At 41.6% G+C, this 24,193-nt stretch carries 21 protein-coding genes; 13 read left to right on the top strand and 8 right to left on the bottom strand.

Going from position 1 to position 24,193, the window contains the following annotated elements; genetic code table 11:
- Positions 1 to 12: 12 nt before the first annotated feature.
- On the bottom strand, positions 13 to 2,730 hold the full coding sequence (locus NZ848_RS01760; protein WP_259014119.1) for a hypothetical protein: 2,718 nt from the start codon (positions 2,728 to 2,730) through the stop codon (positions 13 to 15).
- A gap of 173 nt (positions 2,731 to 2,903) precedes the next feature.
- Here NZ848_RS01760 and mnmE point away from each other — a divergent pair, with 173 nt between their 5' ends.
- On the top strand, positions 2,904 to 4,349 hold the full coding sequence (mnmE, locus tag NZ848_RS01755) for a tRNA uridine-5-carboxymethylaminomethyl(34) synthesis GTPase MnmE (protein ID WP_259014118.1): 1,446 nt from the start codon (positions 2,904 to 2,906) through the stop codon (positions 4,347 to 4,349).
- Positions 4,350 to 4,359: 10 nt separating this feature from the next.
- Here the strand turns inward: mnmE and pstB are convergent, their stop codons facing one another.
- From pstB to NZ848_RS01735, 4 genes are read right to left on the bottom strand one after another with little or no spacing between them, the layout of a single operon-like run.
- Entirely contained in the window at positions 4,360 to 5,115 is a 756-nt protein-coding gene (pstB, locus tag NZ848_RS01750; RefSeq protein ID WP_259014117.1) for a phosphate ABC transporter ATP-binding protein PstB, read from the bottom strand.
- 3 nt (positions 5,116 to 5,118) lie between these two features.
- On the bottom strand, positions 5,119 to 5,964 hold the full coding sequence (pstA, locus tag NZ848_RS01745) for a phosphate ABC transporter permease PstA (RefSeq protein ID WP_259014116.1): 846 nt from the start codon (positions 5,962 to 5,964) through the stop codon (positions 5,119 to 5,121).
- Positions 5,961 to 6,833: a phosphate ABC transporter permease subunit PstC gene (gene pstC / locus NZ848_RS01740; RefSeq protein WP_259014115.1), complete on the bottom strand. Its 873-nt coding sequence runs from the start codon at positions 6,831 to 6,833 to the stop codon at positions 5,961 to 5,963. The genes pstA and pstC overlap by 4 nt, the downstream gene beginning before the upstream one ends.
- A gap of 5 nt (positions 6,834 to 6,838) precedes the next feature.
- On the bottom strand, positions 6,839 to 7,678 hold the full coding sequence (locus NZ848_RS01735) for a substrate-binding domain-containing protein (RefSeq protein WP_259014114.1): 840 nt from the start codon (positions 7,676 to 7,678) through the stop codon (positions 6,839 to 6,841).
- A 313-nt stretch (positions 7,679 to 7,991) separates the two neighbouring features.
- Between NZ848_RS01735 and NZ848_RS01730 the strand changes: the two genes are divergently transcribed.
- From NZ848_RS01730 to NZ848_RS01695, 8 genes are all read left to right on the top strand, one after another.
- Positions 7,992 to 10,550 carry a TonB-dependent receptor gene (locus NZ848_RS01730; RefSeq protein ID WP_259014113.1) on the top strand — a complete coding sequence of 853 codons (2,559 nt, stop codon included), beginning with the start codon at positions 7,992 to 7,994 and terminating at the stop codon, positions 10,548 to 10,550.
- A gap of 916 nt (positions 10,551 to 11,466) precedes the next feature.
- Positions 11,467 to 11,994 (top strand): phage tail protein, encoded by a 528-nt coding sequence (locus NZ848_RS01725; RefSeq protein ID WP_259014112.1) that lies wholly within the window; start codon positions 11,467 to 11,469, stop codon positions 11,992 to 11,994.
- A 55-nt stretch (positions 11,995 to 12,049) separates the two neighbouring features.
- Positions 12,050 to 12,571, top strand: coding sequence for a phage tail protein (locus NZ848_RS01720; protein ID WP_259014111.1), 522 nt, complete (start codon positions 12,050 to 12,052; stop codon positions 12,569 to 12,571).
- A 188-nt stretch (positions 12,572 to 12,759) separates the two neighbouring features.
- Positions 12,760 to 13,290, top strand: coding sequence for a phage tail protein (locus NZ848_RS01715; protein WP_259014110.1), 531 nt, complete (start codon positions 12,760 to 12,762; stop codon positions 13,288 to 13,290).
- A gap of 166 nt (positions 13,291 to 13,456) precedes the next feature.
- Positions 13,457 to 13,984, top strand: a complete 528-nt coding sequence (locus NZ848_RS01710; RefSeq protein ID WP_253533521.1) for a phage tail protein — start codon at positions 13,457 to 13,459, stop codon at positions 13,982 to 13,984.
- 57 nt (positions 13,985 to 14,041) lie between these two features.
- Positions 14,042 to 14,572, top strand: a complete 531-nt coding sequence (locus tag NZ848_RS01705; protein WP_253533519.1) for a phage tail protein — start codon at positions 14,042 to 14,044, stop codon at positions 14,570 to 14,572.
- Between the two features lie 182 nt (positions 14,573 to 14,754).
- On the top strand, positions 14,755 to 15,282 hold the full coding sequence (locus tag NZ848_RS01700; RefSeq protein WP_259014109.1) for a phage tail protein: 528 nt from the start codon (positions 14,755 to 14,757) through the stop codon (positions 15,280 to 15,282).
- Between the two features lie 32 nt (positions 15,283 to 15,314).
- Positions 15,315 to 15,467, top strand: coding sequence for a hypothetical protein (locus NZ848_RS01695; protein ID WP_253533508.1), 153 nt, complete (start codon positions 15,315 to 15,317; stop codon positions 15,465 to 15,467).
- Here the strand turns inward: NZ848_RS01695 and NZ848_RS01690 are convergent.
- Positions 15,436 to 17,274 (bottom strand): asparagine synthase-related protein, encoded by a 1,839-nt coding sequence (locus NZ848_RS01690; protein WP_259014108.1) that lies wholly within the window; start codon positions 17,272 to 17,274, stop codon positions 15,436 to 15,438. The two genes, NZ848_RS01695 and NZ848_RS01690, sit on opposite strands and share 32 nt — an antisense overlap.
- A 128-nt stretch (positions 17,275 to 17,402) precedes the next feature.
- Here NZ848_RS01690 and NZ848_RS01685 point away from each other — a divergent pair, with 128 nt between their 5' ends.
- The 4 genes from NZ848_RS01685 to NZ848_RS01670 are packed head-to-tail and all read left to right on the top strand — an operon-like array spanning position 17,403 to position 19,930.
- Entirely contained in the window at positions 17,403 to 18,347 is a 945-nt protein-coding gene (locus tag NZ848_RS01685; RefSeq protein WP_259014107.1) for a hypothetical protein, read from the top strand.
- A complete protein-coding gene (locus NZ848_RS01680) occupies positions 18,347 to 19,225 on the top strand; it encodes a sulfotransferase domain-containing protein (protein ID WP_259014106.1) in 879 nt (292 codons plus the stop codon). The genes NZ848_RS01685 and NZ848_RS01680 overlap by 1 nt, the downstream gene beginning before the upstream one ends.
- A 19-nt stretch (positions 19,226 to 19,244) precedes the next feature.
- On the top strand, positions 19,245 to 19,511 hold the full coding sequence (locus NZ848_RS01675; RefSeq protein WP_253533501.1) for a PqqD family protein: 267 nt from the start codon (positions 19,245 to 19,247) through the stop codon (positions 19,509 to 19,511).
- Positions 19,499 to 19,930 carry a lasso peptide biosynthesis B2 protein gene (locus tag NZ848_RS01670; RefSeq protein ID WP_259014105.1) on the top strand — a complete coding sequence of 144 codons (432 nt, stop codon included), beginning with the start codon at positions 19,499 to 19,501 and terminating at the stop codon, positions 19,928 to 19,930. The genes NZ848_RS01675 and NZ848_RS01670 overlap by 13 nt, the downstream gene beginning before the upstream one ends.
- A 59-nt stretch (positions 19,931 to 19,989) precedes the next feature.
- Here the strand turns inward: NZ848_RS01670 and NZ848_RS01665 are convergent, their stop codons facing one another.
- Positions 19,990 to 21,174: an FG-GAP repeat domain-containing protein gene (locus NZ848_RS01665; RefSeq protein WP_259014104.1), complete on the bottom strand. Its 1,185-nt coding sequence runs from the start codon at positions 21,172 to 21,174 to the stop codon at positions 19,990 to 19,992.
- Positions 21,175 to 21,201: 27 nt separating this feature from the next.
- Entirely contained in the window at positions 21,202 to 24,108 is a 2,907-nt protein-coding gene (locus NZ848_RS01660; RefSeq protein WP_259014103.1) for a PVC-type heme-binding CxxCH protein, read from the bottom strand.
- Positions 24,109 to 24,193: the final 85 nt, after the last annotated feature.

The following is a 24,193-nucleotide window of genomic DNA, read 5'->3' as shown; positions in this document are numbered from 1 at the left end:
TTGCGTACCACTCTACTTCAACTTCACCGTCCAAACCTCAAACCTTGTTTTGTTGGTATTGTAGATAAATAATTTATTGTAGGCTTCAGAATATGACAGCGCCGGCAGGGCACTGGCAGGCAAAGGTTTATCGCCCAGCATTTGTCCTTTCAGGTTGAAGAGGGTGTTGTTCGTTCCGTCAAAGATGGCAATGAATCGTAAATCATTACCTAAATCGAAATAACGTAACTGTGATTGCATGAAGTTGGTACTGCCTATCTCCAACACAGGGTTGCCCTGCTTATTGCTAATCATTAAAGAGGTAGGCGTTCTTCGCGCTATCAACCAGTCTTTATGATTCTGGTCGAAAATGACTTCAAATACAGTTCCCTTATTAGGCCTTTCCAATTGAATGCCCGACCCACTCAGTGAGTTGCCCGTCATATCTACTTTTATTATTTCTCCCGTTACCGAAACCAGCGTTATTAACGATTGTCTGCTCGGCCCCTCCTCTACTATCATTTCTAATGGCCTGCTTGACAGTGGCACTTTCGGGAAGCCGCTCAGAATTGGCCCCTGCTCATAAAACACAGTGAGTGTACCATCTTTCTGCAACACTGCCAGATACGTATTATTTTTATATTTAACAGCCTGCATCTGCACAATATCGTACAAATTCGCCAGGGTATTCAAACGGCTTATGCGCTGGGTTTCTTCATTTATTATATAAATATTGCCTCCCTCATCAGCTACATAAATTTTAGTTTCACTAGATGTTACCGCCTTAATTTCTCCCTTAAATTGAATGTCGGCATAATTGGCAACAAGCCCTTTCTGGTTTTCGCGGCTAAAAAATACCAGTTGCCCCGGCGTAGTAGCCAGGTAATGCAATGTACCGTTCTGGAAATAGTCAGTAGGCAATAAATAAGGGCTGGTAATTGCCTGCCCAAGCGGCACTTTATTAACTTCTGTGGCTGAACTGCTCACCAGCACAACCTGGTTATCCTCCTGCTGCAGCATTATCTCTTCTGAAGCACTGGCGGCGTTGTTTATAACAAACGGTTTGCCCTTAAATCTGGCGCTCATGTTTAGGCTATCCTGCATAAAAAACCGGTTAACCAAAACCTCTTTCTGCGTCTGTGGGATTTTCTCAATCAGCACCTTTGTGCCGAAAGTATTATTGATAACAAAGTTTTCAAAGGCAATAAACCTTAAAGACTTGGCACGTTGCTCATGTTTCACAACCGAGTTTCTCCATTTTTGGGGCAAAGAAAAATAAAAGTTGTTCCAGATTCTCTGCGGACTGATGATAGCTGTTACCTGTGCCTGAGGGCGGAGTTTCTTTATAAAGTCTGTATACACGCCAGACCTCGCCCAGGTTTGTCCCGTGTTCAGATTGTTCAGATACTCCCGCATGGCTTCGTCATCGCTGGCCAGCACTATGTAGTCTCCTATCTGGGTATAATAGCAATCCGGAAAACCCCGGAAGAGTGAGCCAAAGAGCAAAGCAGGAAGCTGGCTTATCTGAATTTTACGTACATAGTTATTCAGGTAGCTAAAAGGTTTGGGTTTAAAGTAAGAAGAGAGCTTTTCTGCATTTGCGGCCAGGTCATCAAACATATTCATGGCTTCTGCCTGGTCTTTTGTTTTTATCAGAAGTATTTTTCTTGATGCTTCGTCTGTAGAGGTTTCCATCTCACAAAGTACCAGTTCATTCTTTAGTACTTGATACAAACCGCCCAGGTTCACATTCAGCAGGCGGTTAAGGCTATCTTTTTCAGCCAGAAGCTCCTGCTCATTGGCACGGAAATAGTTGCTTAGGTCTTTCTCCAGCTTTGCGGGGTTATGAAAACTCAGACGGAAAGTAATTGACGTATTAACCGGTATTAAATCAGTACAGGTAATTGATTGGGGCATCTGCTGGCCGAAAATACCTAAGAACGGAATGGTGTTGGTTCCTTTTGAATATATATAAGCCGATACCGTATTAGGGCTTACCGGTTTTTCAAATACCACATCCGGATTGCGCGGCGTAATGTTGCTGAAGAACTCTATCAGATTCGGCGAAAGTTGCGACGGTAGAATATCGGCAACATCGTGAAGGTTTTTACTTTTGTAATAAATATGCGCAATGCCCCGCCGGGTTTCTTTAAATGGTGAGTTCTCAAGCGCCCCGCCAGACCTGATTCTGTTTACTACTTCTTCAAGCAAAATTTTAGAACCGCTACAAATGAGATAATCGTCATGAATTAAAAAATTAAAAAGCAGCCGGTTGTTTAAGTTATACAGTTCTTCTATTCTGATACCCTTGTAGGTTCTTCCGTACACTTTTCTTTTAGTGGGGTCTGGTTTTAATAGCTGATTAAGAAATTCCGCATCACCAAAAGCTCCGGCCGGTATATAAACTATGTATTCCAGATTCTTTTTGGTTTCGCGGTGCAGCGAGTAAGTAATCAGCTTTTTATTAAGGAATTTCTGCGCTGTGGTGTTTGTATCTACATTTTCTCCTATTAGTTTCAGCGGTTGCAGGGCGTCGTAGAAAAACGGGATGTCGGCCAGTTGCGTTGAATCAATACCGTCTCTGCTGAACAGCGAGTGGTGAATCTGCGAACTTTCAACTATCAAAAAGGCGTTATCCGGAATATAATTCCAGGCATCGCTTTTGGGGGCAAGCCAGATACGGTAAACCAGAAACAAGGCAATTAAACCCAAAAAGGCATTGATATACCACAGGTATTTAGGTTTTATCATATTGAAAGCTACGTAAATTCAATTATCAGCCGGGTTATCTTGCTGTGCAACTTCCAATTACAGAAGTTTACAGGTAGATTTGCAAAAGTAAATAAATTTAATTCAATTTTTTTGGAGCCAACCCCATTTTTGAGAGGCAAAAACGATTAAATGGTCAAACTTCAACACAAGACATGGTTCAGTTAGACACAATATGTGCATTAGCCACGCCTCAGGGTATTGGCGCCATCGGGGTTATCAGAGTTTCCGGCGAGCGGACATTTGAAATTGTCAATAAGGTTTTCAAAGGGAAAGACCTCATGAAGGTAGAGTCACATACCATTCATTTTGGTACCATCAGAGATTATACCGATGCGCCGGAAGGTAAGATAATTGATGAAGTATTGGTATCGGTCTTTAAAAACCCCCGAAGCTTTACCAAAGAAGATGTAATTGAGATATCGTGCCACGGAAGCGACTACATTATAAAATATATACTAAAGCTGCTGATACAAAACGGTTGCCGGATGGCCAAACCCGGTGAATTTACGCAGAGGGCATTTTTGAACGGGCAGTTTGATTTAGTGCAGGCCGAAGCAGTGGCTGACCTGATAGCGGCTGACTCGGAAGCAGCACATAAAACGGCCCTCAATCAGATGCGCGGAGGTTTTTCTACCCAGTTAAAAGCGCTTCGTGAAGAACTGGTACATTTTGCCTCGCTGGTAGAGCTTGAACTGGATTTTGGAGAAGAAGATGTGGAATTTGCCGGAAGAGATGATTTAAGGCAATTGATATTGAAAATTCAGAATTTTCTGAAAAAACTAATTGACTCGTTCGACTCCGGCAATGTAATCAAAGAAGGTATACCTGTAGCTATCATTGGCCCACCCAATGCAGGTAAGTCTACCCTGTTGAACGCCCTGCTGAATGAAGAAAAAGCCATTGTAACCGACATAGCCGGCACCACCCGCGATGTAATTGAAGACATCCTTTTTATAGGTGGCACCAAGTTTCGTATCATTGATACCGCCGGCATACGCGAAACAAAAGACGTGGTAGAAAGCATAGGCATTGAAAGGTCTAAACAAGCATTGGAAAAGGCAGAAATAGCAATCATGCTTTTTGAAAATGAGCCGGACAGACAGTTTCTAGCTGACACATTTGCGGATATGCTCACCGGCAAAGCCACCATTTGGGTAAGGAATAAAATTGATCTGGTGAATGATGAATCCTCCGCTATGGTAGCAGCCTCTAGCCCTCTCCATGAGGGGGGGGAGAGTGAAGAAAATGCCTCTCTTATAAGTAAAGGGTTAGGCGAGAAGACAGGCTCTCAAGTGTACATCAACATTTCCGCCAAAAACAATACAGGCATCGACGCCCTGAAAAATACGCTGGCAGACCAAACTAAACTAAAAAAACAGGCCGATACCATGTTAACAAATCTGCGCCATTATGAACACCTGGCCAAAGCACATGAAGCATTAGATGAAGTACTGAAGGGATTAAGGCTTGGAATAACCGGAGACTTTCTGGCTCAGGACATCCGACTGTCACTCTATCATTTAGGAGAAATAACAGGCCAGATTACTACCGATGATTTACTGGCCAATATTTTCAGTAAATTTTGTATCGGAAAGTAAAACCAAACTGTCAACCAAAGCTTCCTCTGATATAATTTTTTGTAAGCTCTTGTTTTGGTTGATTAAAGATCATATCGCAGGTGTCATATTCAATCACTTCACCCATATACATAAAGGCCACTTTGTCTGAAATCCTTTGCGCTTGCTGCATATTGTGTGTTACAATTATTATTGTATAGTTTTCTCTTAGCTTCAGAATTAATTCCTCAATCTTACCGGTGCTGATTGGGTCTAAAGCAGAGCAAGGTTCATCCATCAGAATAACTTCAGGCCGAAGCACAACAGCGCGGGCTATACATAACCTTTGTTGCTCTCCGCCTGATAGTTTTACGGCAGGTTTTTTCAGTTCATCTTTTACGGCATCCCACAGATAACTCTCTTTCAAGGCATTTTCAATCAGTTGAGGAATCTGCTGCTTAGGAAATTTATGAATATGAAGTGCATAAGCCAGGTTATCATAAATGCTCTTGGGCAATGGATTAGGTTTCTGGAAAACCATACCAATCCTCTTCCTGATTTCAGTAACCGATACCTTTGATTTATACAAATTCAAATCATCCAGATATAAATCGCCTTCAATCTTCGCATCAGGCGATAAATCGTGCATCCGGTTAAATGCCCGTAATAGCGTAGATTTACCACACCCCGACGGTCCGATTAAAGAAGTAACCTGATTTTCAGGAAACGCTATACCAATATCTTTGAGTACATGTTTTGAACCGAAGTACAAGTTCAAATGCTGACTTGACAATTTAGCATTATTCATAGCTTAGTCTTTGGTTCTGTTTCTGAATCGGATGATAAATGCAAGTATATTCATTGCAAAAATTAGTAAAATCAATACAACTGAGGTGGCATAAGCCAATGGTCTTACCTGCTCAATGGCATTATGCTGGGTAGAGAGCATATACAAATGGTAGGGCAAAGCCATAAATTCCTGATTTAAACTGGTAGAAACACCATTGATATAAAAAGCAACCCCTGTAAATAGAATAGGGGCGGTTTCACCTGCGGCCCGCGACAAAGTAAGAATAATCCCTGTAATAATGCCTGAGAGCGCCTTGGGTATCACCACATCTCTGATGGTCTCAAACTGTGTGGCGCCTAAGGCCAAGGTGGCTTCGCGCATAGTATTGGGTACAGTCTTGAGCGACTCTTCGGCGGTTGTGATAATATATGGTAAAGAAAGCAGGCCGAGTGTTAACCCTGCCGACAATACAGATGTACCCAGCTGCATTGCCTGCACAAACAAAGCCAACCCGAACAGTCCGTAAATGATGGAGGGTATACCGGCCAGATTCCTGATTGAGGCACGGATAATATTGGTCATCAGATTTGACCGGGCATATTCATTTAAGTAAACGGCGCAGGCGATACCAAAGGGTACTGCAAATAACGTGGAAATAAAGGTAAGCAAAACAGTGCCGGCTATAGCAGGAAAAACACCGCCCTGTGTCATCCCGTTGGTTGGATATTCTGATATAAAACCCCAGGAAACAGCAGGTAAACCTTTACTGAATATATCCCAAAGAATTATTCCCAGAAACATACAAACCAGAACGGTACTTCCTAAAAGAAACAACCAGTTAATAAAATTGACAATCTTGTTATTCATCCCTGAAATTTTCTTAATCGATTGGCCAGGTATTCGCCCATCAGGTTAATGCTGAGTGTCATCATAAAAAGCACCATAGCTATTGCAAACAATGCAAAGTAATGGGTTGTTTGGTATGGAACCTCCCCCATTTCAATAGCTATGGTAGCAGTAATGGTTCGAATAGAATCCAGAAAGCTCTTAGGCGCTACCGAAACATTGCCCGTAGCCATGAGGACAGTCATAGTCTCACCCAAAGCCCGACCCAACCCGAGCATTACGGCAGCAATCAGCCCCGGGGTTGCAGCAGGTATGGTTACTCTGAAAAGGGTTTGCCATTTGTTTGCTCCTAAAGAGATTGAAGCTTCTCTGTGACCTTGAGGAACCGCATTAATTGCATCTTCACTAATAGTTATAATAGTAGGTAGTGCCATAAAAGCCAGCAGAATAGACCCATTCAGGGCATTCAGGCCATTCTGAATTGCAAAAATCTTTGAGATATTTGGCCCTACCAATACTATTCCTAGAAAGCCTATGGCCACCGACGGAATGGCTGCCAATAGCTCAACAACAGGCTTTAAAATCAACTGAAGTTTTTTTGGAGCAAACTCTGATAAAAAAGCAGCTGTAAAAATTCCTAACGGAACGGCAATAATCATTGACCCTAAGGCTACAAAAATGGTACTGATGATGAGCGGGAAAATACTATACTGATTGTCGGGGTCCCATTGTGAGCCTGTGAAAAAATCTACCGGACTGATGTTCAGAAAAAAAGAGATGCTATTAATTAAAAGCATAAAAAATATACTTGCCAACAACATAATTGTAATGAGACCGGTTGCTTTAAAAAGCTGCCTGAAACACCAGTCGATTCTTTCTCTTCGATTCATATTTTTCAATCGTTGATAAGTTTTGCTGGATAATAGCCCGACTTCAGAATGATAGCCAGGCCCTCTTTTGTCTTTTCATAATCAAGAAAAGGCTTCACTTTCTGATAGTCCTTTTTTTTGAAAAACTGATATAATGGCCGCTGAAAAAAGTACTTTCCTGAGATAATTTTCTTTGCATCCAACGGTGAAACAGCTTCGGCGCCATCAGAAGTATAGATTTTTAACACTTTTAAGCCTGACCCACTCTTTTGCATCATATACCCTGCGCCTACATAACCTATACCTGAGGGGTCTACTTTAATGCCCTCAAGAATTTGGGCATTGCCATTCATCTGTTTGGCAAACGGAGAAAACCGTATTTTTAGCGACTTCTGTATATATTCATGAGTTCCCGAATTACTTTGGCGCCCGTATATGTTAATCGGAATATCGGAGGAAGTCAGCCTGTTCCAGTTATTCCATTCTCCACTAAGTACTCTGGCCAGGGCTTGTGTACTGATTGAATCAATAGATAATTGGTCAGATACAACAAAAGCGACGGCATCCTGGGCAAAAACAAATGATGATATTTCCAGGTTTTTTGACTTGAAATGCGCCAACTCTTTATCATTAATATCTCTTGAAGAATTCGCAATATCAGCAGTTCCGTTGAGCAACGATGCTATTCCCAGCCCAGACCCTCCTCCGGATATGGAGACCAGCAAATCAGGATACCCGTAGTGGAAGTGTTCAGCCAGCACAACGGCAAGATTAACTTCTGTATCAGAGCCTTTCACTTTAATTGTATTATCATGCTCTGCACAGCCAGAAATGATCAGTATGACGAGAAAAATCAACTTGCGCATCTACAAAGTTGAATTAATTATCTACTATTGACAATTCTTCCGGATTAACTGTTTGTTATATTTTGCGTAAAACAAAACTACCCGAATCTGTATAAGTGTTAATTGGTTTAGTTTAGTGGCACATACCATCAGTTTTTCTTCATCAAGCATCACCCCAATATTTAAAAATATACCTTTTTAAATAATCAATTGCACTAAAGCAACAATATTTTAGATTATTAATCTACTAATTTGGTAGATTAAATAGAACTAGTATATATTTGCCAATCCTTATTCTTAAAAGCATTTTATGCAAACACAAAACAATTCTACTATGCAGAAAATTCTATTACTAGTTTTTGGAGTTATCTTTTCATTGCAAACAATTGCGCAAGATAACCCTACCATTAATGCCAATGTAACTGGTAAGGTGATAGATGCCGTTACTAACGACCCGCTCATTGGCGCCACGGTGTCTATTAAAGGCACAACCAACGGCGCACAGACAGATGCCAACGGAGAGTTTAAATTAATAACCGGGCAAAAGCTACCTTTTACACTGGTTGTGAGCTATATCGGCTATCAGAAAAAAGAAGTGGTAATTACCGAGCCTACGGTTGAAATCAGACTCGATGCTGCGGCAAATCAACTATCAGATGTGGTAATTACCTCTCGCCGTCGTCAGGAGTCAGCGCAGTCAGTACCCATACCTATATCTATTGTAAGAGGTGTAACCGTTGAAGACGCAGGTGCATTTAATGTAAACCGCCTGAAAGAATTAGTACCGACGGTTCAGCTATATGCTTCTAACGCCCGTAACACTACTTTAAACATACGTGGTTTAGGCTCAACCTTTGGCCTGACTAACGATGGTATAGACCCCGGCGTAGGTTTCTATGTAGATGGTGTCTATTACGCACGGCCGGCCGCCACTGCCCTCGATTTCATTGATATAGAGCAGGTGGAAGTACTCAGAGGCCCCCAGGGTACGCTCTTTGGTAAAAACACTACCGCAGGCGCTTTTAACATTACTACACGCCAGGCAAGTTTTACGCCCGGCGCCAGCTTTGAACTAAGCTACGGTAACTTTGGCTATATTCAGGCAAAAGGCTCAATAACAGGGCCGTTAAGCAAGAAACTGGCAGCCAGAGTATCATTTACCGGTACCCAGCGCGACGGGTTGCTTTTTAATGTAAGCAAGCAACAATATATAAACGATATCAATAACATCGGGCTGCGGGCGCAGTTGCTTTACGCGCCCGGCGATAATGTAAAAATAACCTTTATCGGAGACCTGACCGAACAAAAACCCAATGGCTATGGCTGGGCTGTGGCAGGTGTTGTTACAACCAAAAGACCGGCATACCGCCAGTTTAATGCCATCATTGCCGATTTGAATTATAAGCTGCCTTACTCAAGCGCTTTTGAAAGAAAAGTTGACCTGGATACCCAATCGAAGGCTGATAATAAATTTGACGGTGTCTCTGCCAATGCAGACATCAAAATCGGGAAAGGAACGCTTACCTCAACCACAGCATATCGCTACTGGAAGTGGGTGCCTTTGAACGACCGCGACTATACAGGTCTGCCCATATTTACTATTTCTTCTGGCAACTCGGTGCACAAACAGTGGTCGCAGGAAATCAGATACTCCGGACAAATCTCTTCAAAATTAAGTGGGGTAATCGGTGCATTCGGACTTTGGCAGGACCTGAAGTCTGATCCTGTACAAACCGAAGAAGCTGGTTCGGCTCAATGGCGTTTTGCCCAAAACTCTACCAGTAACTTATGGAAAACACCGGGATTGTTTGATAACTTCGGAATCAGAACAACCAATCGTATTCAAAGCACCAGTCTGGCTATTTTTAGCCAGGTTGACTGGGCCATTACCAGCAAAATTCATGTGCTGCCCGGCGTAAGATGGAACTACGATAAAAAAATAGCAGACTACAAACGTGAAACCTACGGTGGTTTACAAACAACAGACCCTGCCTTGGTTGCCCTAAAAAATGGTGTTTATACCAATCAGGCATTTAACACAACAGTAAACGAAGATAACTTTTCAGGCCAGCTAACCCTGCAATACAGAGCCAGCGAAAAACTCAATGCGTTTGCTACTTACTCTGTCAGTTACAAACCGGTCGGTGTTAACATCGGAGGTTTGCCAACTGCAAGCGGGCAGGTGCTGATAGACCTGGCCAAGGTAAAGCCAGAATTTGTTTCACACAAAGAGATAGGTATCAAAACCAAACCGACAGCCAATTCAATTTTGAACCTCGTATTTCATGATACCGACATTAAAGACTATCAGACACAGGTACAGACACCAGAGCCCGGCGTAAACAGAGGGTATCTGGCAAATGCCGAAAAAGTAAGAGTTATTGGTGTTGAGTTAGATGGAAACATCAGACTTAGTAATCATTTCACAATTAATGGCGCCTTTGCCTATACCGATGGCAAATACATCTCTTTCAAAAATGCTCCTGTGCCTTTAGAAGAGGTTGGGGGCCCGCAGGCATTTAAAGATGTTTCCGGAGGCCAACTGCCTGGTATCTCTAAATGGGCAGGTTCATTAGGTGGCGAGGCTACAACAAAAGGTAGATTATTAGGCTTAAAAGGCAATTATTTTTTAGGGCTTGATGCCTACTACCGTTCAAAATTCTCATCTAGCCCGTCTCCATCACAATACCTGAATATTGAAGGATACACGCTAACCAATGGTCGGGTGGGTTTCAGAGCATCTAATGGAATCACGTTCTTTGTTTGGGGCAGAAATTTGTTTAATGTTGACTACTACGAGCAACTGCTGGCGGCTCCGGGCAGCGCGGGCAATTACGCCGGTATTGTGGGCGATCAACGAACCTATGGAGTTACACTGCGATACACTTATTGATATAAAAATTTAAATAATTGATGCCAGTATTCTGGCACAGAAGGGGATGCGGCAAAGCCGTATCCCCTTCTGCTATTTTACAGTTTAGCGATGGCCCCACTAGCCTTTGAATTACCTGTAAATCAACTATTTAAAAGCGCATTTATTTAAATTTGGTGCCGTTAAATAAAAAAACCGCAAAATAAAGTTCAAATATTTTGCAAAATAATCACATTTTATTTCCTTTGAAGTACACTTAGCTGAGAGACTATAATTGATAATATCTTCAGAGTTATCTTTTCTTTTACTCTTACAAATTAAAAACATAAAACCCGAGGCTAATTATTATTTAGAACCGGGATATTAATTTGAATTTCAATAGTATTACTGTTTTTATTTTAACCTATAAACTTTTGTTGAACTAATTATAATTTCTCAATCATATTTGGTTCTTCCCATTACGCCTTCATCTATGCACTCGTTTCTATGAAACTGTGATTGAATGTGCGCACCCGGAATCAACCAGAACACGCAATTTTCATTTGAACTGATTAAACGCGTAGCTATAGACTTTTTGGTATCGAAATTTCTATAAGCAATCACCGAATGATTTTCCGCAAGTATCTGGAAGAATTACCGAGGATTAGTTTTACTACTGAAAACTCCACCAATTTCAATAAATACCGATAATTAACTCTTTTGTAAGTTAACCTGAGTAGAAAAATGGAGGAATACATAGGATTAATAAAAAAAATTTACTGGCTCATATCCACCAAGTGCATATTTCTTTTTGGAAGAATAAGTATTTTTTAAATGCTGAAGGCCAATGGTGGATGCTTTTTCGAAGAATTTACCGCCGGGTCTTTTCAATAGTGGATATGGATATTTCTAAATATTGGTGTTTTTACTTTTTTAATCTTTAAACTTTTGTTGAAATATGGATGAATACTTAGGTGTTATCAAACCTTTTGCAGGTGTCACTTTTGTACCTGTTGGCTGGCATCTTTGCGACGGAACACAGTTGCCCATTTCTGGCAATGAAGCGCTATTTGCAATTATTGGCTATACATACGGTGGCGATGGCAAGACCAAATTTGCCTTGCCTAACTTACAATGCCGGGCAGTTATAGGACCCGGAAAAGGTGAAGGTTTAACAAACAGAACTCTTGGACAGATAGGAGGCGCTGAAAATGTGGCAATCTCTCAAAGTACATTCCCAGCGCATACACATACTTCTTTTGCACTTAATGTTGATGCTGATTCCAGTAACCCTTCCGATCTTTTTTTAACCAAAACCCTCGTTGACAGATATTGCATCCAAGAAGGCAGCGATATGGAAGTAAAAATGGGAAATGATATCATTTCTACAGCTCCTGGTGGGAACCTTCCTCATAACAATATGCCTCCATTCATGGCTATCAATTATATCATTTGCGTGCAGGGTATCTATCCTGAGCGTCCGTAACTAATTGTACAGCAGAATCAATAAATAATTAAGCACCCTTAACAAATTAAATAAAATGGATGAGTACGTTGGAACTATAAAAATTTTTGCAGGCGACTATGCGCCCAGGAACTATTTGAAATGCGAAGGACAGACCCTGCCGATAATGACATATCAGGCTCTTTTTGCTTTATTAGGAACTACCTATGGCGGCGATGGCAGAAATACCTTTATGCTGCCCGACCTGAGAGGCCGCCTAATCGTTCAAACGGGACAAATGCCCGGTAGCCCTAATTACAGACAACGTGGTGAAAAAGGAGGTCAAGAAAAGGTAACCCTTACCCTTAGTAACATCCCACCTCATACGCATACGTACAGCGCGCTATCAGGCAATCGCGAATCTCCTAACCCTCAAAATAATTACCTGGGTAATACTGCCAGTACTTTTTATGCACAAAAAGGCCCAAATGATAAATTAGTAGCTATGGCACCAGGGGCAGTAGGCACCATTGGAGGGCAACCACACGAGAATATGCCACCCTTCATAGTACTTAATTATATTATATGCACCTTTGGATTGTACCCTCCAAGACCATAACGTAACCATTACTCTTTTAAACCATTATTAAATCGTTCGGAAATTATCAACTTTCTGCAAGGCTCTGAATATCATTTGATTAAGAACAGCTTGATGATATTTCTAACAGATAAATACCTGGCTACTTAACATAAAAACAGCGTGCATGTCAATAATATTTACGGAATCACTTTAAACTATTTAAAAACATGGATGAATACATAGGAATGATAGTAGCTTTTTCTGGCCGCTTCGTACCAGAAGGTTTTATTGAATGTAACGGGCAGTCACTTCCCATATCACAGTTTCTAGCACTCTATTCTTTAATTGGCACTACTTATGGAGGCGATGTTAGTAAACAAATTTTTAATGTCCCTGATTTAAGGGGTCGCTCTATTATTGGTGCCGGGAGCGCGGCAGGTTTAACTTCACATACACCCGGGAAAACTGGTGGAGTAGAACAGGTGACGCTTAATCAGTATCAATTACCCCCACACAATCACCCTTACAACGCACTAACCGGCCCTAAAGAAAGTAAAGACCCCAAAAACAACTACATTGGCACCGCGGGCGGAAACTTCTATGCCAAAAAAGACCCTGCTGACACCCTGATAAAAATGAACGATCTAATGCTTGAAGCAGCACCGGGTGGCAGCCAACCGCATAATAATATGGCTCCTTTCTTAGGTATAACTTATGGCATTTGTGCTTACGGGGAATATCCTCCAAGACCAGATTGATAATAGTTAAAGTCTGTTCAATCGGAAACACGTAAAATCAGAGATTGTATGCGATTTATAAAGGCTCATTTAACAACAGCCTATTAATGGACTATTGAATGCCTTTCACTAAAGCAATTGCATTTAAGCAAAATATAAATAAACAACCATCTTAGATACTTAATATATGGACGAATATATAGGTGTTATTAAACCTTTTGCAGGTGTCACTTATGCACCAAGGGGCTGGCTACCTTGCGACGGAAGACTGTTGCAAATTTCTGACAATCAAGCGCTGTACGCAATTATTGGCACTAGATATGGTGGCGATGGCAGGTATAATTTTGCCTTGCCTAACTTACAATGCCGGGTTGTTATAGGCACCGGACAAGGTCCGGATCTAACAAACAGGACTCTTGGTCAGACAGGAGGCGTTGAAAATGTAACAATAACTCAAAACACATATCCGCAGCATACGCATATTTCTTATGCACTTACTGTTGATGCTGATTCCAGTAACCCTTCTGATCGTTTTTTAACCAAGACCCCCAATGACAGATATTGCATTAAACAAGGTTCCGATACGGAAGTAAAAATGGGAAGTGATATCATTTCAACCGCCTTTGGAGGGAACCTTCCTCATGAAAATATGCCTCCCTACATGGCAATTAATTACCTCATCTGTGTCAATGGTGTATTTCCTTTCCGTGAATAGCCCATTGAACAACATCTTTCAACTTTGTTATTAAATACCTTTAACACTTGAAATAAAATGGATGAATACATAGGAACAATAAAAATCTTCGCAGGCGACTTTACGCCCCAATATTATTTAAAATGCGAAGGCCAAACGCTGCCTATAGCGAAATATCAGGCTCTTTATGCCCTATTAGGAACAACGTACGGTGGTGATGGCAGAAATACATTTATGCTGCCCGACCTGAGAGGCCGACTAATCATTGATTCGGGACGAGGAAATAATGGTAGTAGTTACCTTACGTTAAGAGAACGTGGACAAAAAGGAGGTGAAGAAAAGGTAACGCTTACCCTTAGTCACATTCCACCTCATACGCATACATATAGCGCGCTATCAGGCAGCCGTGAATCTACTGACCCTCAAAATAATTACCTGGGTAATACCGCCAGTAATTTTTATGTAGAGGCAAAGCCAGCTGATAATTTAGTAGCTATGGCAGCAGGAGCAATAAGCCCTATTGGTGGGCAAGCTCACGAGAATATGCCACCCTTTATAGCCCTTAACTACATTATTTGCACTGCTGGATTATATCCTCCAATGCCATAACCATTATTTTTTAAAACCATTATCAAATCATCCGGAAATTATCAACTTTCTGGAAGGCTCTCAACAAAATATGATTAAGAACGGCTTAATGGTTTTTCTAACAGATAATTACCTGGCTACTTAACATAAAACAGGGTTCATATAAGTAATAATTACGGAATCACTTTAAACTATTTGAAAACATGGATGAATACATAGGAATGATTAAAGCATTTCCAGGTCGCTACGTACCAGAAGGTTATCTGGAATGCGACGGTAGAAAACTTGCAATAAACTCCCAAAATATGCCCCTTTACACCTTAATCGGTACAACTTATGGCGGAGATGGAAAGACTTACTTTAATCTGCCTAATTTAATGAGCCGCTCAATAATTGGTGTAGGAAAATTAGATAAAACAATAAAAATACCCGGGCAAACTGGTGGAGCAGAACAGGTGACGCTGACTCAGAATGAATTACCGCCACACAATCACCCTTATAATGCACTAACCGGCCCAAGAGAAAGTAAAGACCCTACTAACAACTACATTGGCACCGCGGGAGGCAACTTCTACGCCAAAAAAAACGCGGGTGATTACCTGATAAAAATGAACGATAGAATGATTGGGGAAGCGCCGGGTGGCTACCAACCGCATAATAATATGGCTCCTTTCTTATGTATAACTTACGGTATTTGCTGGGATGGGATTTATCCTGATAGACCAGACTGAAAATCAAAATAAATCTATAAATACAGAAAACCATGGAAAATCAATTGGAAATCCAAACGGAAAAACCGGAAAAAGAAGTGCAGGCAAAAAAAACCTGGGTAAAGCCTGCCATGAGAGCCCTCAATACGGCCATAAACGCTTCTGGCACAGGTACTAGCGAAGGTGGTACTGGTGTTCCGTCTTAACCAGGTAAGCAGCAGTTAAAAGGGAGATTACATCAGTCTCCCTTTTTAGGTTTTCCGGTGTCTTAAGTCTTTCTAGTATTTTCTTTGTATCCACCATATTGCTTTCCATGTCTGCAGGCAAGCCATCTTTCAGAAGTTGATTAATAAAAACCTTGTTTTTTAACTTTCTGTAAGGAATAACAGCAGCGGTTTTGTCGTCTCTACAGATTACGTACGCTGGCAGAATACTTTGTAAAGATTTCCTGATGAAATTGCGTTTTACATCTCCGGGTCTGAACATTTCAGCAGGCAATTGTATCATATACTCCAGTAACCTGATATCGGCCATCGGGTAACGGCACTCGCTGTTAGCTCTCAAAGCATGCAGATTCTCAGACTCAAACCTCAATGAAGTAAACGGCCTCATGATTCTTGAAATCATGAAGTGTTTATATGACTTTACATCAATGCCATATTCTTTGGCAGGTAGGTCTTTCAGGCGCTCAGCCTTGAGAAAATCAGAATCAATTTCTTTGGCTATAGACGCCTTATTCATCTTAAAACCAAACAATCTACCCTGTAAATACCTATATAAAGATTTGTAAACAGCTATATCAAATTTCAGAAGTTCTTTCATCACTCTGGCAGGCCTGCAACTATACCAGATATCATACATCCATCGGGTTCCATAATCGGTTACTAATTCATCTCCCGAAAAACCACTAAGTTTTACCCGGCAACCGGCGCTTTGCATCGCTTCATAAATAGCATTCTGCCAGGTAGTGTTTTGCTTGTTCAGCCCCCCGTGTACGCGAATGGTCTCCTGTAATTCATCCTGATAATTAGTAAACGGATGCCGGTTTAACTTAAAAATATTCTTTTTATTGAACCCGAATGAATCTAAAAGTTGATTCTGAATGTGTTCTTCCTCCACTATCTCTTTCTCTGCAAGGACACGCCCCTCATCTGATTGTACCAGAGAGAACGAATAAAGGTTTTCAAAAAGAGTTTTTTTAGCAGAAAGTACCTCATTGGCCATACAGGCAATTGTTGAAGAGTCAAGCCCTCCGCTTAACTCCAGCCCTACGCCAAAAGATTCTATCCCTCGTAACCGGCATCTGACAGCCTCAAAAAACAATTGATAAAATTCGCGGTAAACTAGTGCTGCATCTACCGGTTTTTCAGGGAAACACGGCTTTAGCTCCCAGTACTTTGTAATCTGAACTCTCTCATTAAAATAAAAAAGATAATGACTTGGTTCTAAGCGGTAAATATCATGATAGCACGTGTGCTTTACATTTAAATATTTAAGGATATATGACCCATGAAGCAACCCGGCCACGTAAGATTTCTTATAGCTTAAATCAATAAATGGCAGGTGAAGAAAAGCGTTCAGATCACTCGAAAAAAGAATTAGATTCTGCTGGCAGGTATAAAACAAGGGTTTCACACCCAGGTGGTCTCTGGCCATAAAAAGCGCTTTTTGTTGTTTATCCCAAACCACAAAAGCAAAATCGCCAATAAGGTGCTTTACACAATCATTCTGATAGAAGGTGTAAGCGGCCAGTATATATTCGTGGTCAGAAGCCTTTAGGGGGCCCTTAATTTTTAATTCAGAAGCCAGTTTTTCCCGGTTATCAATTCTGCAACTGGCGGCCAATACATAGCGGTCGTTCTGAACTATGGCTGATGCGTTAAAAGATTCGGCAGTATTAAAAAGAAACTTGTTACATATATAAATTTCATCAGACTGGTAAACACCCTCGGCGTCACCTCTGAAAAAATTCATGGCTTGATACATATTCAAACCAATCTCAGAAACATTCATTGTTTCATTGAGACTTAAACAGCCAAAAAATTGTGACATATCGGTTAGTCGCAGCAATAAGTTTATAGAAAGAATTCTTATTTTAATCTAAAATTACGTAATTTGTAAATAAAACGCAACCACGCTCAATGACTATTAATTATATAGCTTACGGACTACCCATTGTTTCTGAAATTGATTTACCAGGGTTTATACCGCTTACTGATACAAGCAACCCGCACAAACCATTATTTGTTAAAATTGGCAAGGTGCCTCTTAAACTGAAAAATGAGCCAACAGCTAAAAAGCCTTTTTCTACCTTCAACGAAACGGAATATCTTTTCACAATGCCAGACCTGGCCCGTTATTACGTACATGATGGAGAAGAAATAATTATAGAACCCAACAGCGAAAAACAACAGGACATCCTGCTTTATTTTTACTCTAATTGTATGGCTGCAGCCTTGTACCAACGCAACCTTGTTCCTTTTCATGTGTCTGGTGTGTTTATTGATGACTCAAGAATTGTGTTGTTCGCCGCTCCGTCGCGTGTGGGTAAATCTACCACCTCATTGATGCTTCAGCAAAAAGGATATGCTCCTTTTACTGACGACACAGCCATATTAAATGTAGAAAACGGCAAATGTTATGCCTATGCTTCATATCCGGTAATGCGCTTATGGGATAGCACACTTAAAAACCAGACAATCCTGGATGAATCGGATAAGCAATTAATAAGAAGCGAGGTTAGTATCAATAAGTTTGCGTTTTCGTTTCATGACCGGTTTGTTACCGAAAAAGTTGAGGTTGCCGGTATTGTAAATATGAATGCCGAAGGCGAAAACATTAAGGTAAAAAAACTGAATTCTGTAGAGGCAATTGAGGCCCTGTCTGGAAATGTATACAGAAAAAACTGGGTTAATGGCATGCAAAAAGAATTGGTCAAGTTCAGGCATTTAACCGGCATTGTAAAAACTTTCCCTTGCTGGCAGGCCAACAGGCCTAAAAACAAATCCACGTTCACTACGTTTGCAGACACATTAGAAGCTGAGATTCTGGAACCCTTAAAGCAAAAAGCTCTAATTTTGAAGTGATGGAATTAACCGGATTACGCTCTTTTCATGAATCGGATTTGAATCCAAAAATTGTTTGGCTGGCCTCTTACCCAAAGTCTGGTAATACGTGGTTCAGGTCTTTTCTGTCTGTGCTTATCAGTAACAAAGACCTGGATATAAATAACCTGCAAACTAACGGTATATTTTCTGGCAAATTAGTTTTTGAGGACGCACTAGATATTGATGCCGACTATATCGGGCCACAAGAAGCGGAAACCTTAAGAAGATTTTCATTCAGGTATCTTTCTGAAATAAGCAGAAAACTGATGTATATTAAAATACATGACGCTTACACATTTTCTGAATTTGACTCACTGCCGTTGGTTCCTACTGAACCTACAAAAATGGCAATTTACCTGGTTCGGAATCCGCTTGACATAGCCCTTTCATTAGCTAATCATCAGGACATTACAGTAGATAACGCCATTGACAATTTTCTAATAAACCCAACAAGTACATTTGGTAAAAAGACTAATAACGGTTCTCAACAGTTTTTTCAAATGTTAGGGACCTGGTCAGACCACGTAGAAAGCTGGCTTAAATACCCAACATTCCCTGTTCACTTTATCAGATATGAAGATCTAAAAGCCATGCCCTTTGAAACATTTAAAGGCGCCTTAAATGCCATTGGTTTGGAAGTATCTGATACACAGATAAATCAGGCGATAGAATTAACCCGGTTTGAAAAACTAAAAGAACAGGAACAAAAAAGAGGTTTCAGTGAAAAAATGGTCTCTGCCAATAGTTTCTTTTTTAAAGGAGTGGCTGGCCGGTGGAAATCAGAATTAACCGAAAAACAAATAAAAAAAATAAAAGAGGTAAACCAACCTATGATGCGACACTTTGGGTATTGGTAGAATCTTTGACACTACAACTATGTACACTATAAACACTAACAGAATTTTACTGACCGAACTAGGTGATGAAGGTATATTATTTGATATGCAAACGAATGAATATGTATCTCTGAACGAAACGCTTTACAAAATACTTCAAGGTATTGAACAGGGAAACAACGTTGAAACTATTGTGCAGGATTTACATACCGAATACAATATTTCTGAAGCGGAGTGTGCTGCTGATGTTAATCTTGCTCTGACAGAACTGGAAGAAAAAACTTATATTGTTAAATGCGTTTCCTAAAAAAAATAAGAGCGTTTTTCCGTTGGAGCCTGAGGCGTAAACTGCTGTTGGCATTTACTGTTCCTCTGGCTCTATACAGCTTTTTTCTATTCCGTTTTTTTCATTCAAACGCCAGATTCGGAGAAAGAAACAAGCCTGTTGATGTAGACAATAACGTTGATATGCAACTGGTGAGAGACATCAGCATGGTTATTAAAGTTGTAGCCAAATATAGCTTCTGGAACAACGTCTGCAGGCATCAGGCTTATCAGGCAAAAGTACTTTGCCGGCTATATGGCATACCCTATAAAATTTATGTAGGTTTTAAGAAGAATGAAGCAGGCACCATAGAAGGCCATGCCTGGACAACGGTAAACGGCCAATTTGTAACCGGCTTTTGCGTCGTTGAAGATTATGTAGTACATAGCACATTTGCCTGATTTAACCTGCCTTCATAAGAAAAGCGAGAAAGGTATAAGACCCTTCTCGCTTACCTATCTTATTTCTTCATTTTGTTTTCGAACAAAAATACTCCGTTTTTATTTGCAACCACCAGGTCAATCTTCTTATCATTGTTCATGTCGCGGGCTACTATATTCAGCCCTGCGCCAGAATCATTATCAATCACGTGTTCTTTCCAGTTTGGCGCTTTACCGGGGGTAAACTCAAACCAGAGCAAAAACGGAGCGTCGGCATCGCCGGGATCACGGCCGTGGTGCGCCAGAAATCTCTTGCCTGTAATGTAATCATTCTTACCATCACCATTCAAGTCAGCCATAATTGATGAATGCGTTTGCGCAGTTGTGGTACTCATAAGGTGTGTAACAAAATCAATCCTGCCGTCTTTTTCTACCTGCTCATGAAACCATATACCCAGTGCATGGGCAGAGGCGCTCACTACATCGTTCCGGCCATCGCCGTTTACATCTAATACCTGCATGTGCGAGCAGGGTTCGCCCAGATTAGCCGGATGAAACTTCCAGTTACCAGCCTTGTTGTCTTTTGTTCCTTCAAACCAGCCTTCACGTATTACCACATCTTTGAGACCGTCATTATTGATATCGCCAAAACCAATACCATGCGAGAATATTTCAGTACCCGGAACATTTTCTTTACTGATGGGGTGGCGCTTCCAGGCGGTTTCACCTTTTCTGGTTGGGGCTTGTAGCCATACAATTTGTTTTTTGGTTTTGTCTCCGCAGAGAATATCCAGCCTGCCGTCGTTATCAATATCAATAAATCCGGGCGATTCGTTTGCAATACCCATAGAGTCGGCAATGATATGCTTTTTCCATTGGCCAGGTCTGTTTTTAGGGTTTTCGAACCAAAAACCGGATTTCCCAGGAAAATCAATAACCACTACATCATCCCAGCCATCCAGATTCACATCCATACCCAGATTAAGAAATGATTCACTATATTCTTTTCGAGGGTCAAAAGCACGAGATGGAGCCATTTCATGGCGTTTCCAGTCTGGCGCTTCAAACCAGAAATATCCGGCTACAATATCCAGTTTGCCGTCTTTATTTAAATCGGCTACTGCCACACCCTCTGAAATGAAGTCTGCCGTGATTTTGGTTTTCTTGAAATCAGTTGAGGTAAAGCTTTGAGCTGAGGCATTTCCTATAAAAACCACACCTGCCAGCCAATATACCCAATGCTTTATATTTTGTTTTATTTGCATATTCTTACTGTTTTATGATTGGTAAAATTAATGAGACGCCTCTTCACTTTCATGCTGATGCGCCTGTGCCGGGTTTAGCACTTTATTGATTAACTGATGCTTTTCCTGACTGGCTTTTGTTTGTACTCTGGCCAGTTTGCTATCCAGTTCTTTCAGAAGTGCTTTTGATTCGGCGGTATTCAGGGCGCCAGTGCGTTGAATGGCATAGTTCAGAAACCTGGGCAACCTGCTTCTTTCTGCCATCTGCATAAATCTTCTGGCATCAACTGTAGCTAATGGCTCGGCTGCGTACCAAACCATCAGCGGCAGATTATGGTCTGCTTTATCGACAACTTTTTGAGCCAGTGCGTCTACCACTTCCCATCTTTGGGCTGGTTCAATTCTCTGCATGGCAGAGGCCAGATACAACCTTACCAAAGCAGAGTTATCGGTTTTTGCCATTCGCACCAATTGCTTCAGGGTTTCCGGCGAAATATGGTTGTCTTCAGCCAGTAACTGAATTGCCCAGCTCCTGATATATTCATTCGGGTTTGACAATAAAGCAACTAAATCTTTTTCTGAAAGGCCTTTGGTTACATGTAATGCCCAAAGCGCTCTTAGTTTACGGGTTACATCAGGATTTCTGAACAGAATTTCCTTCAATGCCTCATGAACCTTAGGATTTGGCCCGCGCTGCTGCAAAATAGCTCTGGCTTGCCTTACATACCACTCATTCGGGTTCAACTGATAGCTCACCAGCTCCAAATCTGTTGCCTTAGATAAATCTACCTGTACCCATTTGTCGTTTTCATGGGTAATCTTAAAAATCCGGCCCATCGTTTTATCGTGCACATCAGGATTTGAACTATGACACTGGTTTTTATCATACCAGTCAATAGCAAAAACAGACCCGCTTGCATCATACTTAAAATTAAGCCACTGCGACCAACTATCGTTCATAACCAGGAAGTCCTTGTTGTGTGACGCCACATACCCCGAACCAGCGCGGGTTAGCTGGTCAACATTCAACCTTGCTCCGTTGATATTATTCATAAATATCTTGTTTCTGTATTCGGCTGGCCAGCTGTTACCCAGATACAACATGGCACCAGCATGTGCATGGCCCCCACCTGCAGCAGCAGACCTGAAATTACCTGCATGCGGCCCCCTGTCGCCCAGCCAGTGGCGATGGTTAGCAATGGTTGTGATGTCATCATAAATATAAGGGTTAAAATGCTTACCCGCCTGGCGGAAGTACCTTGCCCCCTGAATGATATGATACATGTGCGGAATAACACAGGCTGTTATAAATGGATGCCCGTAGTCGTTGAAGTCAAGCCCCCAAGGGTTGCTTGAGCCCTCGGCAAATACTTCGAATTTCTGCGTTGTGGGATGAAACCGCCAAACACCTGCATTGAGTTTCACCCTCTGGTCGTCAGGCGTACCAGGCTTTCCAACTTTTGAGTGAGTAAATACTCCATGCGTGCCATATAGCCAGCCGTCCGGCCCCCATCTGAAACTATTCAGTACTTCATGTGTGTCTTGTGTTCCCCAGCCATCCAATAATATTTGTGGCGGGCCTGCGGGCTTATCGTTTTCAGCATCTAAAGGCACATACAACAGATAAGGAGCAGCACCTAACCAGACCCCTCCCATGCCCAGTTCAATACCACTTACCAGGTTAAGGCCCTCCATAAATATCTTTCTTTTGTCTAGCGTGCCGTCGCCATTGGTATCTTCAAAAATCAGGATACGGTCTCTACCCTGCCCTTCCGGAGCCGGAACCGGATAAGTATGACCCTCTACTACCCAAAGCCTGCCTTTCCAGTCTATTGTAAAACAAATCGGGCGTATAATGTCTGGCTCGGCTGCTGCAAGGGTTACCTTAAACCCTTTGGGGGCTGTCATTGCTTTGGCAGCTTCGATTCCTGAAAGACCGGCATTCAGAACGGGGTCTAGTGGAGGCAGGATAATAATATCTTTCTGTTTCAGCTCATTAGCGAACCCGGGGCGGCTGGGATAAAACAAAAAGTTATCGAAGTTTATGTGCGCCCAGATATCGTTAGAGATGTAGGGTATCTGCGATATGCCGGTTTCATTGTCTACAATTCTGATGAAAATGTTTTTGTTCAGATACGGTCTTAAATCAACAACAACCGGTTGCAGCGTCGCTCTGCCCTGCCCTGTTGAATGAAAAATCACTTTTTTAGTGTCGGCCAATACAATTTCTACACGTGTATCCTGCAAGGCCCCTCCAGATACCCTGAAAGCTGCATAAGGCTGCGTAACTTTAAAAGGTACCGAAGTAAGTGTTCCAGTCAACTGATAATTTCTGGTTCCGCCACTGCTTAAAAAGTGTTTGCCTTCAAAGCCAATCACCATGTCTTTTTCATGCACCGGCGATGGCTCCTGACTAAAAACTGCATTGGCAAATGCATTTCCGGTGGCTGTCCAGTCTTTTAATGTGCCTGTCTCAAAATCCAGGTTCAGCGGTTGGCCGTCTTTCATAGGCAACTTACCTACGGCAACAGCTTCAGTAATGGGGCCATCTACCACTTCCAATTTGCCCACCATACCTGCTGCACGGTGCCCTGGTACTGTGCAATAATAGGTGTCGCTTTTTTCAGCCTTAAAAATGATGCTGGCTTTCATACCTTTTTCAGATACAGTTTTACTCTTCACGCCAGCTTTTTCAAGTGCTATGTCATGAGTCATCAGCTCGGTATTCACTATAGTAATGCGTACAGTTTTACCTTTAGTGGCTTTCAATGTCGGATTTCTGGTGCCGTTTTTGGCAAAATAGCCCAGCATACTGGCTTCAAGGGTATAATCAAAATCGACTTTTACGGTGTCCTGAACAATTCTGGCTTTTGTAGGCAATTCTCTGGCATTAGCGCCGGGTCCTCTCAGCATAAATACCAGCAAGGGTAAGAAGAGCAGATGGGATTTTTTCATAGTTAACAAGGTTGAATAGAGTTATTAAAATCAGGTTGAGTTTTTTATGTTGAATCGTTATTGGGTAGGTTAAAAAAATACATTC

The sequence above is a fragment of the Emticicia fluvialis genome (assembly GCF_024793945.1).
Lineage (GTDB): Bacteria > Bacteroidota > Bacteroidia > Cytophagales > Spirosomataceae > Emticicia > Emticicia fluvialis.
This window is presented reverse-complemented; position numbering and strand designations above follow the sequence as displayed.

Coding starts and splice junctions, on each gene's coding strand:
- NZ848_RS01760 (WP_259014119.1), bottom strand. CDS start 2,730: ATGATAAAACCTAAATACCTGTGGTATATCAATGCCTTTTTGGGTTTA.
- NZ848_RS01680 (WP_259014106.1), top strand. CDS start 18,347: ATGGAATTAACCGGATTACGCTCTTTTCATGAATCGGATTTGAATCCA.
- NZ848_RS01685 (WP_259014107.1), top strand. CDS start 17,403: ATGACTATTAATTATATAGCTTACGGACTACCCATTGTTTCTGAAATT.
- NZ848_RS01705 (WP_253533519.1), top strand. CDS start 14,042: ATGGATGAATACATAGGAACAATAAAAATCTTCGCAGGCGACTTTACG.
- NZ848_RS01735 (WP_259014114.1), bottom strand. CDS start 7,678: ATGCGCAAGTTGATTTTTCTCGTCATACTGATCATTTCTGGCTGTGCA.
- NZ848_RS01660 (WP_259014103.1), bottom strand. CDS start 24,108: ATGAAAAAATCCCATCTGCTCTTCTTACCCTTGCTGGTATTTATGCTG.
- mnmE (WP_259014118.1), top strand. CDS start 2,904: ATGGTTCAGTTAGACACAATATGTGCATTAGCCACGCCTCAGGGTATT.
- NZ848_RS01695 (WP_253533508.1), top strand. CDS start 15,315: ATGGAAAATCAATTGGAAATCCAAACGGAAAAACCGGAAAAAGAAGTG.
- pstB (WP_259014117.1), bottom strand. CDS start 5,115: ATGAATAATGCTAAATTGTCAAGTCAGCATTTGAACTTGTACTTCGGT.
- NZ848_RS01665 (WP_259014104.1), bottom strand. CDS start 21,174: ATGCAAATAAAACAAAATATAAAGCATTGGGTATATTGGCTGGCAGGT.
- NZ848_RS01670 (WP_259014105.1), top strand. CDS start 19,499: ATGCGTTTCCTAAAAAAAATAAGAGCGTTTTTCCGTTGGAGCCTGAGG.
- NZ848_RS01730 (WP_259014113.1), top strand. CDS start 7,992: ATGCAGAAAATTCTATTACTAGTTTTTGGAGTTATCTTTTCATTGCAA.
- pstC (WP_259014115.1), bottom strand. CDS start 6,833: ATGAATCGAAGAGAAAGAATCGACTGGTGTTTCAGGCAGCTTTTTAAA.
- NZ848_RS01690 (WP_259014108.1), bottom strand. CDS start 17,274: ATGAATGTTTCTGAGATTGGTTTGAATATGTATCAAGCCATGAATTTT.
- NZ848_RS01715 (WP_259014110.1), top strand. CDS start 12,760: ATGGATGAATACATAGGAATGATAGTAGCTTTTTCTGGCCGCTTCGTA.
- NZ848_RS01700 (WP_259014109.1), top strand. CDS start 14,755: ATGGATGAATACATAGGAATGATTAAAGCATTTCCAGGTCGCTACGTA.
- NZ848_RS01720 (WP_259014111.1), top strand. CDS start 12,050: ATGGATGAGTACGTTGGAACTATAAAAATTTTTGCAGGCGACTATGCG.
- pstA (WP_259014116.1), bottom strand. CDS start 5,964: ATGAATAACAAGATTGTCAATTTTATTAACTGGTTGTTTCTTTTAGGA.
- NZ848_RS01675 (WP_253533501.1), top strand. CDS start 19,245: ATGTACACTATAAACACTAACAGAATTTTACTGACCGAACTAGGTGAT.
- NZ848_RS01710 (WP_253533521.1), top strand. CDS start 13,457: ATGGACGAATATATAGGTGTTATTAAACCTTTTGCAGGTGTCACTTAT.
- NZ848_RS01725 (WP_259014112.1), top strand. CDS start 11,467: ATGGATGAATACTTAGGTGTTATCAAACCTTTTGCAGGTGTCACTTTT.